The following is a 15617-nucleotide window of genomic DNA, read 5'->3' on the forward strand; positions in this document are numbered from 1 at the left end:
GCCCCGCTCTCCCGCGCCGCGGGGGTCCCTAGGGGACTCGCCCGATGTGCGGCCCTGGACGCGGATGCGACACTGGAAACATGCCGGAACAGTTGCCCATCGCAGGTCCGATGCTGGGAGCCGCACTCACCGTCGTGGGGCTGATCGTCTCGTGGGTGCTCTGGCGGCGCCGCGGCGCCGCCTCCGGGCTGCGCGGCGTCGCGTGGTCGCTGCTGCCGCTGGCCGCAGGCCTCATGGGGCTCATGACGATCCTCTGGCGGCTCGTCGCCGACCTGGTCGGGTTCTTCGTCTCCTTGGCCTTCAACCCCATCGTGTGGGCCGGCGTCGTCGTGGCCGGCCTGGCGGTCGTGCTGTGGGTGGTCTCGGGCGTCATGCGCGCGCGCGGAGTGGGCGTGCGCAAGGGGTCCGGTTCCGCCGCGGCCGAGCAGGGCGGCGGTCCGGCCGCCGGTATCACCTCCGCGAGCGGCGGGACCGCGGGCGCCGCCGGCGCCCCGGGGCAAGGCCAGGGCAAGCAGGCGGCTAAGCCCAAGCAGGGCGGCGACGACGACTTCGGCGACATCGAGGACCTGCTGCGCAAGCACGGGATCGAGTAGCGGCAGCAGCGGAGGCGGCACGCAGGGCCGCGGAGCGGAACGCGCCGCGGCTGAAGCCGGGTGCGCCCGCTCCCGGGCCGGCCGACCCGCTGGGCGCGGGCGAGCGCCCGCGGAGGCGTGTCCGGACACGCTCCCGCGCCGGTATCCAGGCGTCCGCGGGGCGCATCCCGACGACGCCGCACGCCCCTCTGGCACCATTCTCCCCAGCCCGCTGCGAGGCCGGGAAACAACCCCCTGACCGCCATTTCCGTGCGCTCGGCTCGGCGGCCCCGGACGGCCGGCGGAGTAAATTTACCCGCCTGGCGTGAGGGTTGTCCTTATTTTACGTTTATCATGTCGTGAGGCCGCCGCGAGGGCCCCGACCTGCATGTGCGAGTTCAATGCGCTGGTTGCCGTGATGCACACTCGGTCCTGACGCCGGTGCGTAAGGTCAGTTCGCGTCGAGTGACGGATCTGTGGTGCTCACGTCACGATTGGGATACATCGCCGGATTCTGGACGTTCGGTGCTGAATTGCGGCGTACATTAATCGCCGTGCCGCGTCGGGCTGACTGTAACCGCGCATATGTCCACGGATTGCGGGCTCGGCGGCCACGTCCGTCACACACGGGCCATGGAGTCACCCTCCACGGCTCGTGCCAGCGCGGAATCCAGGCGTGCGCGCACACCCGTCGCGCCGTCGCACGGGTGTGCCGGGTATCGCCGGCTGTCCGAACGGAGAAGACTGTGCCGCCGCACAGAGCGGGACTAGTGGGGGAGTAGTGGTGCTATGACCGCGCCTTTGGACGTACCGGGCGGGGCCGAAGAGGCCCATCCCGACGCGGTCGCCCAACAAGGAGGCGTGCGCGACCGCGGCCGGTCCCTGGGCCAGATCGCCTGGATGCGGCTCCGCAAGGACAAGGTCGCCATGACCGGCGGCGCATTCGTCGTCCTGATGGCGCTGATCGCGCTGTTCGCGCCCCTGATCGTGACCCTGCTCGGCCACCCGCCGAACCAGTGGAACCGCGAGACGATCGACCCCGCGCTCGGCATGCCCCTGGGCGGCATGGGCGGCATGAGCGGCGACTACCTCTTCGGCGTCGAGCCGGTGACCGGCCGCGACATCTTCAGCCGCATCGTCTACGGCGCCCGGATCTCCATGCTCATCGGCTTCCTGGCCACCCTCGTCTCGGTGGTCCTCGGTACGATCATGGGCATCATCGCCGGCTACTTCGGCGGCTTGGTCGACTCCCTGATCAGTCGCCTGATGGACATCTTCCTGGCATTCCCGCTGCTGCTGTTCGCGATGGCGCTCGTCGGCGTGCTGCCCGACGCCGCGTTCGGACTCGAGGACAACGCCCTGCGCATCGCGATCCTGGTGTTCATCATCGGGTTCTTCAACTGGCCCTACATCGGCCGCATCATCCGCGGCCAGACCCTGAGCCTGCGCGAACGCGAGTTCGTCGAGGCGTCGCGCAGCCTCGGGGCGAGCAACCTCTACATCCTCCGCAAGGAACTGCTGCCCAACCTGGTGGCGCCCATCCTGGTGTACTCCACGCTGCTGATCCCCACCAACATCCTCTTCGAGGCCGCGCTGTCCTTCCTCGGCGTCGGCGTCGAGCCGCCCACAGCCACATGGGGCGGCATGCTCTCCGAAGCGGTCGACTACTACGACTCCGCACCGAACTTCATGCTGGCCCCCGGCCTGGCGATCTTCTTGACGGTGCTGGCGTTCAACCTCTTCGGCGACGGTCTGCGCGACGCGCTCGACCCCCGCACCCAGTCCTGACCCCACCAAAGGATCACCCCAGGTGTCCGAGCACCCGATCGGTGCCCGCACCATTGTTCGCGTAGAGAAAGGCAAACGCCAGTGAGTAAGAAATGGCTGGGCCTCGCCGCCGCCGGCACATCGGTGGCGATGCTCCTGACCGCCTGCGGAGGCGGAGGCGGCAACGAAAGCGGTAGCGGCGGCAGCGACATCTCCGTCGACGACTCCGCCATCAGCAGCGTCGTCGACGAGAGCACGGAGCAGGGCGGCACCCTCAAGTACGCCCACTCCGATCAGTTCGACTCGCTGGACCCCGGCAACACCTATTACGCCGCCAACTGGGACTTCACGCGCTACTACGCCCGCACCCTGGTGACCTACCCCCAGAAGCCGGGCGACAAGGGCCAGGAGCCCGTCCCGGACATGGCCACCGATCTCGGTGAGGTCAGCGACGACGGTCTGACCTGGACCTACACCCTCAAGAAGGGCCTGAAGTTCCAGGACGGCTCCAAGATCACGTCCGAGGACGTGAAGTACGCCATCGCGCGCAGCAACTTCGCCCCCGAGGTGCTGAACAAGGGCCCGAACTACTTCTTCCAGCTGCTGGACGCCGGCGGCTACGAGGGCCCCTACAAGGACGAGAACCTCGACGACTTCAAGGGCGTCACCACCCCCGACGACCGGACCGTCGAGTTCCACCTCAAGAAGCCGTTCGCGGAGTTCGACTACCTGGCCGCCATGCCGCAGACGGCTCCGGTTCCGGCCGACGCCGACACCGGCGACCAGTACCAGACCAACGTCGTCTCCAGCGGGCCCTACAAGTTCGAGAGCGAGTGGACGCCCGGCCAGCAGCTCAACCTCGTCCGCAACGAGGAGTACGACCCCGAGAGCGACCCGCTGACCCGCAACCGCCCGGACAAGGTCCAGGTGCAGTTCAAGCAGGAGGAGAACGACCGGGACAAGCGCCTGATCAACGGTGACCTGCACGTCGACGTCGCCGGACTCGGCGTCGAGGCCTCCGCCCGCCAGGACATCCTGCGCAGCGAAGAGCTGAAGGCCAACGCCGACAACCCGCAGACCGGCTTCCTGCTGTACTTCGCGATCAACCCCAACGTGAAGCCGTTCGACAAGAAGTCCTGCCGCGAGGCGATCCTCTACGCCGCCGACAAGACCGCTATGCAGGGCGCCTGGGGCGGTTCCATCGCCGGCGACATCGCCACCAACATGCTGCCGCCCTCCATCCCGGGCTACAAGGACATCGACCCCTACGGCACCAAGGGCAACAAGGGCAGCAAGAAGAAGACCGAAGCGGCCCTCGAAGAGTGCGGCATGCCCGACGGCTTCTCCACCAACATCTCCTACCGCTCCGACCGCGACAAGGAGAAGAAGACCGCCGAGGCCCTGCAGCAGTCCCTGCAGAAGTACGGCATCAAGACCGACCTGAAGGGCTACCCGGCCGGCACTTACACCAGCGAGCAGGCGGGCTCCCCTGAGTTCGTCAAGCGCGAAGAACTGGGCATCATCGCCTACGGCTGGGGTGCCGACTGGCCCTCCGGCTACGGCTTCATGTCGCAGATCATGCACGGCGACTCCATCAAGCCCGCCGGCAACTCCAACCTCTCCGAGCTCGACGACCCCGAGGTCAACGACCTGCTCGACGAGGCGGCTGTCACCGAGGAGGCAGCGGGCCGCGAGAAGATCTACGCCGACGTCAACTCCCTGGCGATGGAGTCGGCGACGTTCCTGCCCTACCTGAACCAGAAGGCGCTGCTCTACCGGCCCGAGAGCCTGAGCAACGTCTACTTCAGCGAGGCGTACAAGATGTACGACTACTCCGCGCTGGGGCTGGAGCAGAACTAGCACGACCCCGGTCTGAGACGGGCGCGGGCAGGCAACCAGCCCCGCCCCCGGCATACCTCACTCGTGTAGCAAGGCAGGTGAAGGCTTCGGCCGCCCGCTGTGATCCGATACATTTTCCGCCGCTTGGCCGCGGGCGTCGTCCTGCTGCTCGTGGTCACCATGGTCGTGTTCGCGATCTTCTTCCTGGTGCCCCGGCTCGCCGGCATCGACTCCGACGGGCTGGCGGCCCGCTACATCGGCAAGTCGCCCAGCCCCGAGGCGATCGCCGCGGTCAAGGAGCGGCTGAATCTGGACGAGCCGATCACCGTGCAGTACTGGGAGTTCGTCTCCGGTCTGGTGATGGGCCAGGAGTACGACAGCGGGGCCGACGTCATCCACTGCGACGCCCCCTGCTTCGGCTACTCCTTCAAGACCAACACCGAGGTCTGGCCCCAGCTGATGGACCGATTGCCGGTGACCGGCTCCCTCGCGATCGGCGCCGCGGTCATCTGGGTGGTCGCGGGCGTGTCCATCGGCGTGCTCTCCGCACTGCGCCGCGGCTCCGTGCTGGACCGCGCCGCGATGATGACCGCGCTGGCCGGCGTGTCGCTGCCGATCTTCTTCACCGGCCTGGTGTCCCTGGCGCTGTTCAGCTACTACTGGCCGATCTTCCCGCCGGGCGGCAGCTTCACCCACTTCACCGACAACCCGCTGGCGTGGGCGCACGGTCTGGTCCTGCCGTGGATCACCCTGGCGTTCCTCTACGCCGCGATGTACGCGCGGCTGACCCGCGCCGGGATGCTCGACACCATGGGCGAGGACTTCATCCGCACCGCCCGCGCCAAGGGGCTCGCCGAGCGCAGGGTCGTCACCAAGCACGGCCTGCGCGCCGCGCTGACCCCCATCATCACCATCTTCGGCCTGGACTTCGGGCTGATGCTCGGCGGCGCGGTGCTCACCGAGAGCACGTTCTCCCTGCCCGGTCTGGGCAAGTTCGCCGTCGACGCGATCCGCGGCAACGACCTGCCGGTGGTGCTGGGCGTCACCATGATCACCGCGGTCTTCGTGGTCATCTGCAACCTGATCGTCGACGTGCTCTACGCCTGGGTCGACCCCCGCGTGCGCGTGGGCGCCTGAGGCGGGGAGGCGAGCATGTCGAGTACCGCAAACACGCCCGCGAGGGCGAAACGCACCGAAGGTGAGGCGGCCATGACCGATCCGGTCGTCAGCGTCAGCGATCTGCGGATCACGTTCCCCACTCTCGAGGGCCGGATCACCGCGGTCAACGGGATCTCCTTCGAGGTCCCCAAGGGCGGCGCGGTCGGCATCGTCGGCGAGTCCGGGTCCGGCAAGAGTGCCACGTCCCTGGCCCTGATGGGCCTGCACCGAGGCACCAACGCCGACGTCACCGGGGACATCACCGTCACCGGCAAGAGCCTGGGCGCCGCGAGCGACACCGTGGTGCGCGACATGCGGGGCAACGACATCGCGATGGTCTTCCAGGACCCGATGTCGTCGCTGCACCCGCAGTACACCATCGGCAACCAGCTCGTCGAGGCGCTGAAGGTGCACCGCCCCGGCGTCTCCAGCGCCGACGCCCGCAAGCGCGCGATCGAGTCGCTGGACCGGGTGGGCATCCCCAACGCGGCCAAGCGGATCAACTCCTACCCGCACGAGTTCTCCGGCGGCATGCGCCAGCGCGCGCTGATCGCCATGGGCCTCATGTGCGACCCGACGGTGCTGCTGGCCGACGAGATCACCACCGCACTCGACGTCACCGTCCAGGCCCAGATCCTGGACCTGCTCGACGATCTGCGCAGCGACCTCGGCATGTCGCTGATCCTGGTCAGCCACGACCTCGCGGTGGTGGCGGGCTCGGTCGACGAAGTGCTGGTGATGCAGAACGGCGACATCGTCGAGCGCGGCGACGTGCGCCGCGTTCTGGCCGAACCGGAGCACCCCTACACCAAGTCGCTCCTGGCGGCGGTGCCGCGGGTGGACATGTCCCGCGCCCAGCGCCGCGCACAGGTGCGCGCCGAGCGCGAGCAGCCCGCGTCCGAAGGGCTGGGTGAGCAGGCGAAGAAGGCCCATGAGGCGCGCCGGCGCGTGGGCTCCGCCGACGGCGGAGCCGCCCCGCAGCGCACCGGGGCCGCCGCCAAGCCCGAGAAGAGCGGCGAGTCCGCGGACGCGCCGCTGCTAACGGTGCGCAACGCCCGCATGAGCTTCAAGGTCCGGGGCGGCCTGCTGGGGCGGGCCAGTGACTTCTACGCCGTCGACGACGTCTCCTTCGACCTGTACCAGGGCGAGACGCTGGGCATCGTCGGCGAGTCCGGGTCCGGCAAGAGCACCCTGTCGCGGATGGTCACCCGGCTCCTCACGCCCACCTCCGGGCAGATCCACTTCGAGGGCCGCGACATCACCCGGCTGGCGGAGCGCAAGCTGCGCCCGCTGCGCCGCGACATCCAGATGATCTTCCAGAACCCCTACTCGTCGCTGAACCCGCGCGTGACCATCGGCGACAGCATCGGCGCCGGGCTGCGGGTGCAGGGCGAGAACAACACCAAGGAGATCCAGCGCAAGGTCCAGGAGCTGCTGGAGCGCGTCGGACTGGAGGCCTCGCACTACAACCGCTTCCCCCACGCGTTCTCCGGCGGGCAGCGCCAGCGCATCGCCATCGCCCGCGCTCTCATCCTGCGCCCCAAGCTGGTCATCTGCGACGAGCCGGTCTCGGCCCTGGACGTCTCGACCCAGGACCAGGTGCTGCGCCTGCTGGACGAGCTCCAGGACGACTTCGACCTGACCTACATCTTCGTCGCCCACGACCTGGCCGTGGTCCGCCAGGTCAGCGACCGGGTCGCGGTCATGCGCAAGGGCGAGGTCGTCGAGCTCAACGACAGCGACGCCGTCTACGAGTCGCCCCAGCACGACTACACCCGCGAGCTCCTGGCGGCGGCTCCGGTCCTCGACCCCGTCGAGGCCAAGAAGCACCGGGCGCGCCGCGCCGAGCTGCGCCACCGCTCCGCCGCGGCTTAGTCGCGGACCACAGCGCACGCGCCGCGGCCGTGCGGGCACCCGGCGCCCGCACGCCGCGGGGCATGCGTGTGCTCCCGGGTGTCAGCGCCGGATCCCGGCGCGCCGGTCGTCCGCCGCGCCGGGGTTGCCCCCGTCCTCCCGCCGCGAGCGCGTCGCCGCCTCCGCGATGATCCACACGGAGATCAGGGTGTGCCCGGTCAGCACGACGCGCACGACGCCGAACGAGTCCCGCAGCGCCGCTGTGCGCTCGGCGTCGCCGACGAACAGGATCAGTGCGGCCAGCACGCCCGCGCCGATCGCGCAGGCTGCCGCGCACCGCAGCCACGCCGCCGCCTCGCGCCGCATCGCCGCCGCGCCGGCCTTGGGCGGGCGCTGGGGAGGCAGCCCTCCGGCGAAGCGGTGGGCGAAGCGCACGTCCGCCCACCGGATGAGGCTGTGGCCGTAGGCGACCGTGAAGCCCAGGTACAGGGCGCCGAATCCGTGGGACCGGTCGGCCGTGCCGCCCAGGCTCAGGTGGACGGCGATCACCGCCAGCAGGACCGCGTCCAGGACCGGCACGAGGAGCAGCAGCACCGTGCTCAGCCGCTCGGCGCGCGCCAGGTAGCGGGCCGCCAGCCCGCCCGCCACGAACACCCAGAAGAGCGCCTCGACCGCCAGGATCGCGCCTGTGACCATGCATCCCCCGTCCTCACGGAACCGGCCCCGTGCCCGAGCGGGCGTCCGGGCCGAACGGCCTCCAGGATGCGGGCGCGCCCGGCGTCGGCGGATCGTCGGCGGCGGGGAGATCGCCCTACCGCCTTCGATGTACGCATCCGCGCCCGCCGCGTGCTGAGATGGGAAACGTGAGAGCACGACCGCCGGGCCGCGAGCTGCTCGACCACCCGATCCTGGGCGGCCGCGCCTACCTCGGCAGTGCCCTGTGGGCCGGGTTCCTGCTCGCTCTGGGCCTGGTGCTGTGGGGCGTGGGCGCCTACACCCACCGCGACGGCGGCCCCGATCCGCGGTGGCTGCTGGCCACTCTGGCCGTCAGCTGCACGCTCGTGGTCTTCCGGCGCACGGCTCCCGGGGCGGTCCTGGCGGCGGCGACCCTCGTGCTCGCGGCCGACGCGGCCGTCGGACCCTCCACCGCCGTGGTCATCAACTACGGGGAGGCTCTCTACGCGGCGTGCGTCTGGGGGCGCCGCAGGCTCGCCAACGGCGTACTGGCCGCGGTGTGCGCCGGCGGCGTCGTCCTGTTCGCGCTGCTCGTGTTCGCGGTGGCCGACGGCGCCCTGCACGGCGGACCCCTGGCCGTCGCGCAGGCTGTCGGGCTGTACGTGCTGGCCTTCGGCAGCCCGACGGTCAGCGGGTTGAGCGTGCGGGAGCACCGCCTGCGCACCAGCCTGGAACGCGAGCGGGCGCGCCGGATCGAGCGGATGGCCGAGCTGGACCGCCGGAACGCGGTCGCCGAGGAGCGCGGCCGGGTGGCGCGCGAACTGCACGACGTGGTCGCCAACCACCTCAGCGCCGTCGCCGTCCAGTCGACCGCGGCGCTGTCGATGCGCGAGTCCGACCCCGAGCGGACCCGCCGCATCCTGGGCGTGATCCGCGACAGCAGTCTGCGCGGCCTCACCGAGATGCGGGCCATGATCGGGGTGCTGCGCGGCCCGCAGGACGCACCGGAGCTGGAGGCGGTCACCCCCCGGCTGGACGACGCCGACCGGCTGCTGGCCGACGCCCGGGAGGCCGGGCTGGAGGTCGACGTCGTCTGGACCCGCCGCGACCGCCCGCTGCCGCAGCGTGCCGACTCGGTGGCCTATCGGGTGCTGCAGGAGTCGCTGACCAACGCCATGCGCTACGCCGACCCGATGCGGGTCGAGATCGCCCTGGACTACCCCGGCGGGGCCCGGGGTGGGCACGGCGCGCACAGCGGTGCGAGCGGGGACGGGGAGCTGCTGGTGCTGACGGTCAGCAACGGCCTCGCCGGAAAGGGTGCGCGCGAGCCCGGGGTGCTCGACGGACACGGCGCGGGCGCGGGGCTGACCGGGATGCGCGAGCGGGTGCAGCTGCTCGGCGGGCGGTTCAGCGCCGGACCGGTGGAGGGGCGGGTCTGGCGCGTGCGTGCCGAGATCCCGCTCGTGCCCGACGAGGAGCGGCCCGGGGCCGGCCGGCGGGAGCCGATCGGCGGCGGCGCCGGTCCGGTGGAGCGCCCGGACGGCGCGGAGGCCGAGGAGGGTGCGGCGGGCGGCCGCGCCGACGAAGGGAACGGTGCGCGGTGATCCGTGTCGTGGTGGCCGAGGACCAGTGGGCGGTGCGCTCGGGCCTGGTGATGATCCTGGAGTCCGCATCCGACGTCGTGGTGGCCGCCGAGGCCGCCGACGGCGAGGAGGCGGTGGCGGCGGCGCGCCGCACCGGCTGCGACCTGGTCCTGATGGACGTGCGGATGCCCCGTAAGGACGGGATCACGGCCACCCGCGAACTGGTCGGCACGGGCACCGACGTCCTCATCCTGACCACATTCGACCTCGACGAGTACGTGTTCGGTGCGCTGCGCGCCGGTGCCGCCGGGTTCCTGCTGAAGAACATCGACGCCGACGCCCTGATCGAGTCGGTGCGGGTGGTCGCGCGCGGAGAGGGCATGATCGCACCGGCCGTCACGCGCCGGCTCATCCGGGAGTTCGCGGGCGCCTCCGCCGCCGGAGCTGCCGCCGCGCGGTCGGACACCCCCGCCTCGGGCGGGTGGGAGCGCCCGGCCGCGTCCGCCCTGGCGGAGCTGACGCCGCGCGAACGCGAGGTGCTCGCCTGCGTGGGCGAGGGCCTCTCCAACCGCCAGCTCGCCCGCCGCCTGGGTATCACCGAGCCGACCGCCAAGACCCACGTCAGCCGCGTCCTGGCCAAGCTCGACCTGCGCAGCCGCGTGCAGGCGGCGATCGTCGCCCAGGAGTCGGGCCTCACACCTTAAGACGTGCGGTGAACCCGGCCACCGGCGGCGGTGGCGCGTAGCGTCCGGAGACGGCGGTTCCCGGCCGGTCCGCAGTCGCGCACGGGTTGCCGGGGCGCTACGGACGCAGCGAGCCCAGGAGGGCGTTCAGGCCGTCGGTGAAGCGGCGCTCGGGGTCGAGCCGCACCCCCTCCAGCGCCGCCGCGAGCGGGAACCGGCCGTCGACCGCCGCCGGTTCCCGGGCCGGCAGGCCGTCGGCGCGGACCTCGTGGATGACGGCGCCGGTGACATAGGAGTCCAGCGCCGCGGCGGCCTGGACCACCCGGTCGCCGCTGAGCCCGGCTTCGGTGAAGGCGGCGTAGTGCAGTTCCAGAGTGCGCAGGGCGGCTTCGGTGTCGGGGCGGCGGTGGATGAACAGCGGCAGCGCCTGGGCGTGGTCCAGCAGCGCGCGCCGGTAGTCCAGCGCCCAGTCCCGCAGCCGCTCGTCCCAGGGGCGCTCGCCGGCCGGCGCGAGGTCCTCCTCCGCGTCGTCGGCGGCGCCCCCGCCGTCCTCGCCGCGGCCTGCGTCCTCCTCTCCGTCCGCCCCCGCCCGCCCGCGGGTGACGTCGCTGATATGGGCGACGATCGCGTCGAAGAGCTGCTCCTTGCCCAGCGGGAAGTGGTGGTAGACGGCCATGGCCTCCACTTCCAGAGCGTCGCCCAGGCGGCGCATGGTCAACCGGCGCAGGCCCTGGCCGTCGATGATCCGCAGGGCTTCGCTGATGATGCGGTCGGCGCTGAGGCCGGCGTTGTTTCGGCTCACGTCCCGATCCTAGGATTACTATGTAAAGGCAGTGCCGCGGAAACAGTGGCACTCGCCAGGTGATCTTGCCCACCTCTAGAGTGGGATCGCCGATAAGCTCGGCCCGTCCCCCTGCCCACTCGATCACACCACGGGAGCGAACATGGCCCTGTTGAAGCGGAAGGCCGACGACGCCGCGCGCAAGCGCCACTCCGAGGACCGGACCCGGGCCGAGCGCCTGCCGGAGCTGCTCCGCGAGGTCGCCGCGGCCGAGGAGCGGCTCTTCGAGGCGCAGCGCTCCGACGCCGCAGTCGAGGAGCTGCACCGCTGCGGTGTCGCGCTGGACACCGCACTGACCGAGGCGATGCGCGCCGCCTACGCACGCGAGCGGGTGCTGATCGGCCCGCGCGGCTACACCGACCGGATCCACCGCCGCAAGCGGCTGGCCACACCCGAGGTCCGCCACGCCACCGAGACGGCCGAGCGGTTGCTCACCGCCCGGGAGGACCACCGCCTACACGGGATCGAGCGCCTGCCCCTCAGCCCGGCGGCGGTCTGACGGCGTGCGCGGCTTGCCTGCCGGTGGGAGGATCGGAGCAGGCGTCGCGCGCACGCCGTAGGCACCGCAGGTTACAGGGAGTGGGGGCGAGGATGCCGGACGCGATCCGGATCGACCCGACGTCGAAGGTTCCCCCGTATGAGCAGATACGGGCGGCGGTGGCCAACGCGGCCGCCAAAGGCGAGCTGCCGGTCGGCTACAAACTGCCGACCGTGCGGGCGCTGGCCGAGACCCTCTCCGTCGCCGTGAACACCGTCGCGCGCGCCTACCGCGAGCTCGAGCAGGCCGGCGTGGTCGAGACCCGCGGCCGCTCGGGCACCTACATCGCCGCGGACGGCGACGCCCAGCGCGCCGAGGCGGTCGCGGCGGCCCGCAGCTACGCCGACGTCATCGCCAAGCTCGGGCTGGACCCGGCGGAGGCGCTCGACATCGTCCGCGCGGCGCTGCGCGGCTGAGTCCCGCGCGCCACCGGGACCCGGCGCAGCGGGTCAGCGTCGCGTGCCGATGATGCTGATCAGGTAGAACAGCGTGGTGCCCACCATGGCGAGGACGACACCGGTGGCGCCCATGAAGCTGCCGCAGATCGCGGTCAGCGGGATCAGGAAGCACATGGCCAGCAGCCCCATGGTCATCCGCGGCGTCCAGTTCGGCTCGTTCCGCGCGGCGGGCCGCGGGTTCGCCGGGTCGATGCCGGCCTCCGCCAGTCGACGGCCGACCCGCTCGTCGACGGCCTCGTCGAGCCGCTCCACGATCGCGGCGGCGATCGCGGCGTCGTAGTCGGGGCCCAGTTCGCGCGAGGCACGCAGCGAGGCTGCGATGTCGGTGCCGGACGCGCCGGCGCCTGGGGCGGGTGCGGGGGGTGCGGTGTCGTCGGCCATATCCGTATCGTCTCGCGGCGGCGGGGCGATCGGCATCCCTTCGCCGGGAACTCGGGGGAAGGTCAGGGGGCCCCTGACCCGGACGCGGGGGCTGCCCGGGGCGGCGTCGCGCGGGCGCAGGGGCGCGCAAAGACCCCGTGCCCGCACGAAGGCGGGCACGGGGTCAGTGTCGGTCGGTCGCGGGCGGTGACCGGTCAGCCGGTCAGCTCGCGAAGTCGAGCAGCTGCTGGGCCCGGCTCGGGTGCCGCAGCTTCGACAGCGACTGCTTCTCCAGCTGCCGGATGCGTTCGCGGGTCAGCCCGAGGTGCTTGCCGATCTCGTCCAGGGTGCGCGGGCGGCCGTCCATCAGTCCGAACCGCAGCGACATGATGGTCGCCTCGCGCGGTTCGAGGTCGTCCAGCGCGCGGCGGAGCTGGTCGGCCATCAGCTGGCGGTCGACCACCTCGGAGGCCTCGGAGGCGTCGATGTCCTCGATGAGGTCGCCTATGCGGGTCTCCCCGTCCTCTCCGATGGTCGAGTCGAGGCTGATGGGCTGCCGGGTGACCCGGAGCAGCTCCTCGATCTGGGTCGGGGTCTTGTCCAGCTCCTTGGCCAGCTCCTCCGGGGTGGGCTCGCGGCCCAGGGTCTGGTGCATGTCCCGCTCCAGCCGGCTCACCTTGCTGAGCAGCTCCAGGACGTGCACGGGAAGCCGGATGGTGCGGGCCGAGTCGGCGAAGCCGCGCTGTATTGCCTGGCGGATCCACCACATGGCGTAGGTGGAGAACTTGAAGCCCTTGGTGTAGTCGAACTTCTCCACGGCCCGGATCAGGCCGAGGTTGCCTTCCTGGACCACGTCCAGGAGCGACATGCCGCGGTCGCTGTACTTTTTGGCGACCGATACGACCAGCCGGAGGTTGGCCTCCAGCATGTGCTGCTTGGCGCGCCGGCCGTCCTCGGCGATCTCGGTGAGGTCCTCGTGCTCGGCTTCGGTGAGGTCCTCGGGACCGGGGGATTCCTCGATGGTGCCCAGGCGGTACTCGGCGTAGAGCCCGGCCTCGATCCGCTTGGCGAGGTCGACCTCCTCCTCGGCCGTCAGCAGCTGGCGCCGGCCGATAGCCTTGAGGTAGGTGTGGACGGAGTCGCCCATCGCCGGCGACTGGTCGTCGAGGTCGGCCTCGGGGCCCTCCGGCTCCTGGCTGGGCGAGGGCAGTGTCTCGCTATCCTCGGACTTGGCCTCGGCGGCCTCTCGGGGTGCGGTGTCGAGAGCCTCTTCGAGAGCTTCGTCCTCGGCGTCGGCGTCGACGGACTCCACCGCGGCGTCGCCGCCCCCGTTGGCGAGCCGCACGCCGGCGTCGGCGAGTTCACGCAGGATGGAGCGGCCGTCGGCCGGGCTGATGCCCGCCGCGGAGAACGCGGCGCGGAGCTCCGCAAGGGACAGGTGTCCCTGGGAGCGCCCCCTGGTGATCAGCTCGTCCAGAGACGCGGACGCGACATCCTTGCCGTCTGCGGTCTCCGCCACCGTGGGAGAAGTGGCTAGGGCAGTGCGCGACATGAAGGCACCTCCCTCCCTTCCAAGACGTCAGGCGCGTGGCGGTAAGGAGTCCGCCGTGTTCGCACGCCACTATGTCTAACGTGTCAGAGAGTCAAATGTTCCCGGTCTCGATTGGATCTCGCGGGACGTGGTCTAGCTCACGCCCCGATGCGGCGCAGGCGGCTCCGTCGAGCGGGTAAGGGCGTCGCCCGGTGTGCCGCGTGCTGCGAGCGGCGCAGCGGGGGCCGCGGGGCCGGTGCCGGCCGTTCCGCACCGCCGACCTCCTTCGCGAGGGGTTGGATTCGGTGCCTTGGTAGACGCCTGTCCGGCGTGCGAAGTTCCCCCATGAGGCGGATCCGTTGCCGAAAGATCGCGGTCACCGATCATCCTGCCCGCGGGCGACCGCGTCAATCTCGCTGGACAGGCCCCCCGCGCAGGGCGGCCAGGTCGGTCTTTCCCGAGGTCAGCCGGGGGAGACTGGTGCGGAACTCCACTTCGTGCGGTGCGGCGTAGCGGGGCATGCGGGCTGCCACCCATGCGCGGATCTCGTCCCGGCCCGGCGGGTTCGCGGGGTCGGCGGGCACGACGACCGCGGTCACGCGCTCGCCCCACTCGGGATCGGGGCGGCCCACCACGGCGGCGTCGGCCACGGAGCCCATCTCCAGCAGCAGCGCGGCGACCTCGGCGGGGACGACCTTGTGTCCGCCGGTGTTGACCACGTCGTCCAGTCGCCCGCGCACGGCCAGCCGCCCGTCGTCGTCGAAACGCCCCGCATCGCCGGTGCGCAGCCACCGCGTACCGTCCGCGCCCAGCTCGACGGCGGCAGCGGTGGCCTCGGCGTCGAGGCGGTATCCGGCGAACAGGACCGGCCCGCCCACCAGGATGCGGCCGGTTCCGTCGAGGCGCACGTCCACCCCGTCCAGGGGTTCGCCGTCGTAGACGCATCCGCCGCAGGTCTCGCTCATGCCGTAGGTGGTGACCACCCGGCCGCCGGCCGCGCGCGCCGCGGCCAGCAGGTCGGGGCGGGCGGCGGCGCCGCCGACCAGCACGGCGCCGAAGTGCGAGAGGTCGGCGCCCGCGTCCACCAGCCGGCGCAGCTGCGTGGGCACCAGCGAGACGTGCGGGCGGTGGTGCTCGGCGGCGAGCAGGGCCGCCTCGGTGCCGAATGGCTGGACGAGCGGCTCGGTGCCGGCGACCAGGGAGCGCACCAGCACCAGCAGCCCGGAGATGTGGGCGTGCGGCAGGACGCACAGCCACCGGTCGCCGGCCCGGGCGCCGATACGCCGCAGCGAGGCGCGGGCCGAGGAAAGCAGGGCCGGGGCGGTCAGCTCCACGCCCTTGGGAGTTCCGGTGGAGCCGGAGGTGGCGACGGTCAGCGCGACGTCCTCGCCGGTGCCGCGGGCCTCGGGCAGGTCGGTGACGCCCTCGGGGGTGCGAAGCGAGGCGGGCCGCATGGCCGCCACGACGGCCTCCAGGCGCGGCCGCGGCAGCGCGGGGTCGAGCGGCAGAAGGGCCGGGCCGTGCCCGTTCAGGGAGTCCAAGAGCAGTTCGGTGAGCCGTGCGGGCTCCAGGCCCATCACCGCCTGCAACGGTCGGTTCGCCACGTCCGCCAAGGTTAGCGCCCTGCACCGGCGCCGGCGGATCCGGGGCCGTCCCCGGTGGGCGGGGCCCGCGGCGAATGCGGTGGTGGGCCGTGCTCCGGCGGGCGCCGGAGCGTTTAGGGTTGGCCTCCGACGGGTCCGGGGCGCGGAGACGGCC

The 15617-nt window shown here is 71.7% G+C and carries 14 protein-coding genes; 9 read left to right on the top strand and 5 right to left on the bottom strand.

What is annotated here, in order from left to right:
• Positions 1 to 80: 80 nt before the first annotated feature.
• The 5 genes from RM446_RS17395 (at position 81) to RM446_RS17415 (ending at position 7211) form a co-directional block, all read left to right on the top strand.
• The gene (locus RM446_RS17395) at positions 81 to 593 is read left to right on the top strand and encodes a cellulose synthase (RefSeq protein WP_311546388.1); all 513 of its coding nucleotides are present in this window, start codon (positions 81 to 83) and stop codon (positions 591 to 593) included.
• Between the two features lie 768 nt (positions 594 to 1361).
• A complete protein-coding gene (locus tag RM446_RS17400) occupies positions 1362 to 2360 on the top strand; it encodes an ABC transporter permease (RefSeq protein WP_311546389.1) in 999 nt (332 codons plus the stop codon).
• Between the two features lie 81 nt (positions 2361 to 2441).
• Positions 2442 to 4199 (top strand): ABC transporter substrate-binding protein, encoded by a 1758-nt coding sequence (locus RM446_RS17405; RefSeq protein ID WP_311546390.1) that lies wholly within the window; start codon positions 2442 to 2444, stop codon positions 4197 to 4199.
• Between the two features lie 99 nt (positions 4200 to 4298).
• Positions 4299 to 5315, top strand: a complete 1017-nt coding sequence (locus RM446_RS17410; RefSeq protein WP_311546391.1) for an ABC transporter permease — start codon at positions 4299 to 4301, stop codon at positions 5313 to 5315.
• Positions 5316 to 5387: 72 nt separating this feature from the next.
• Positions 5388 to 7211, top strand: coding sequence for an ABC transporter ATP-binding protein (locus RM446_RS17415; RefSeq protein ID WP_311546392.1), 1824 nt, complete (start codon positions 5388 to 5390; stop codon positions 7209 to 7211).
• 81 nt (positions 7212 to 7292) lie between these two features.
• Here RM446_RS17415 and RM446_RS17420 read toward each other — a convergent pair whose 3' ends face one another.
• The gene (locus RM446_RS17420; protein WP_311546393.1) at positions 7293 to 7886 is read right to left on the bottom strand and encodes a hypothetical protein; all 594 of its coding nucleotides are present in this window, start codon (positions 7884 to 7886) and stop codon (positions 7293 to 7295) included.
• A 167-nt stretch (positions 7887 to 8053) separates the two neighbouring features.
• Here RM446_RS17420 and RM446_RS17425 point away from each other — a divergent pair, with 167 nt between their 5' ends.
• Together RM446_RS17425 and RM446_RS17430 are read left to right on the top strand one after the other, a co-directional pair.
• Positions 8054 to 9469, top strand: a complete 1416-nt coding sequence (locus RM446_RS17425) for a sensor histidine kinase (protein ID WP_311546394.1) — start codon at positions 8054 to 8056, stop codon at positions 9467 to 9469.
• Entirely contained in the window at positions 9466 to 10152 is a 687-nt protein-coding gene (locus RM446_RS17430; RefSeq protein ID WP_311546395.1) for a response regulator transcription factor, read from the top strand. Before RM446_RS17425 ends, RM446_RS17430 begins: the two co-directional genes overlap by 4 nt.
• Positions 10153 to 10249: 97 nt before the next feature.
• Here RM446_RS17430 and RM446_RS17435 read toward each other — a convergent pair whose 3' ends face one another.
• The gene (locus RM446_RS17435; RefSeq protein ID WP_311546396.1) at positions 10250 to 10933 is read right to left on the bottom strand and encodes a TetR/AcrR family transcriptional regulator C-terminal domain-containing protein; all 684 of its coding nucleotides are present in this window, start codon (positions 10931 to 10933) and stop codon (positions 10250 to 10252) included.
• Positions 10934 to 11075: 142 nt separating this feature from the next.
• Here RM446_RS17435 and RM446_RS17440 point away from each other — a divergent pair, with 142 nt between their 5' ends.
• Positions 11076 to 11471, top strand: a complete 396-nt coding sequence (locus tag RM446_RS17440) for a hypothetical protein (RefSeq protein ID WP_311546397.1) — start codon at positions 11076 to 11078, stop codon at positions 11469 to 11471.
• 92 nt (positions 11472 to 11563) lie between these two features.
• The gene (locus tag RM446_RS17445) at positions 11564 to 11926 is read left to right on the top strand and encodes a GntR family transcriptional regulator (protein ID WP_311546398.1); all 363 of its coding nucleotides are present in this window, start codon (positions 11564 to 11566) and stop codon (positions 11924 to 11926) included.
• 33 nt (positions 11927 to 11959) lie between these two features.
• Here the strand turns inward: RM446_RS17445 and RM446_RS17450 are convergent, their stop codons facing one another.
• The 3 genes from RM446_RS17450 to RM446_RS17460 all read right to left on the bottom strand — a co-directional run bounded on the left by RM446_RS17450 (position 11960) and on the right by RM446_RS17460 (position 15436).
• Entirely contained in the window at positions 11960 to 12349 is a 390-nt protein-coding gene (locus tag RM446_RS17450) for a hypothetical protein (RefSeq protein WP_311546399.1), read from the bottom strand.
• A gap of 202 nt (positions 12350 to 12551) precedes the next feature.
• Complete coding sequence (locus RM446_RS17455) at positions 12552 to 13880, bottom strand: RNA polymerase sigma factor (RefSeq protein WP_311546400.1); 1329 nt, start codon at positions 13878 to 13880, stop codon at positions 12552 to 12554.
• Between the two features lie 386 nt (positions 13881 to 14266).
• Entirely contained in the window at positions 14267 to 15436 is a 1170-nt protein-coding gene (locus RM446_RS17460) for an AMP-binding protein (protein ID WP_398695384.1), read from the bottom strand.
• Between the last annotated feature and the right edge of the window lie 181 nt (positions 15437 to 15617).

This window comes from Streptomonospora wellingtoniae (assembly GCF_031845375.1).
Taxonomy (GTDB): Bacteria; Actinomycetota; Actinomycetes; order Streptosporangiales; family Streptosporangiaceae; genus Streptomonospora; species Streptomonospora wellingtoniae.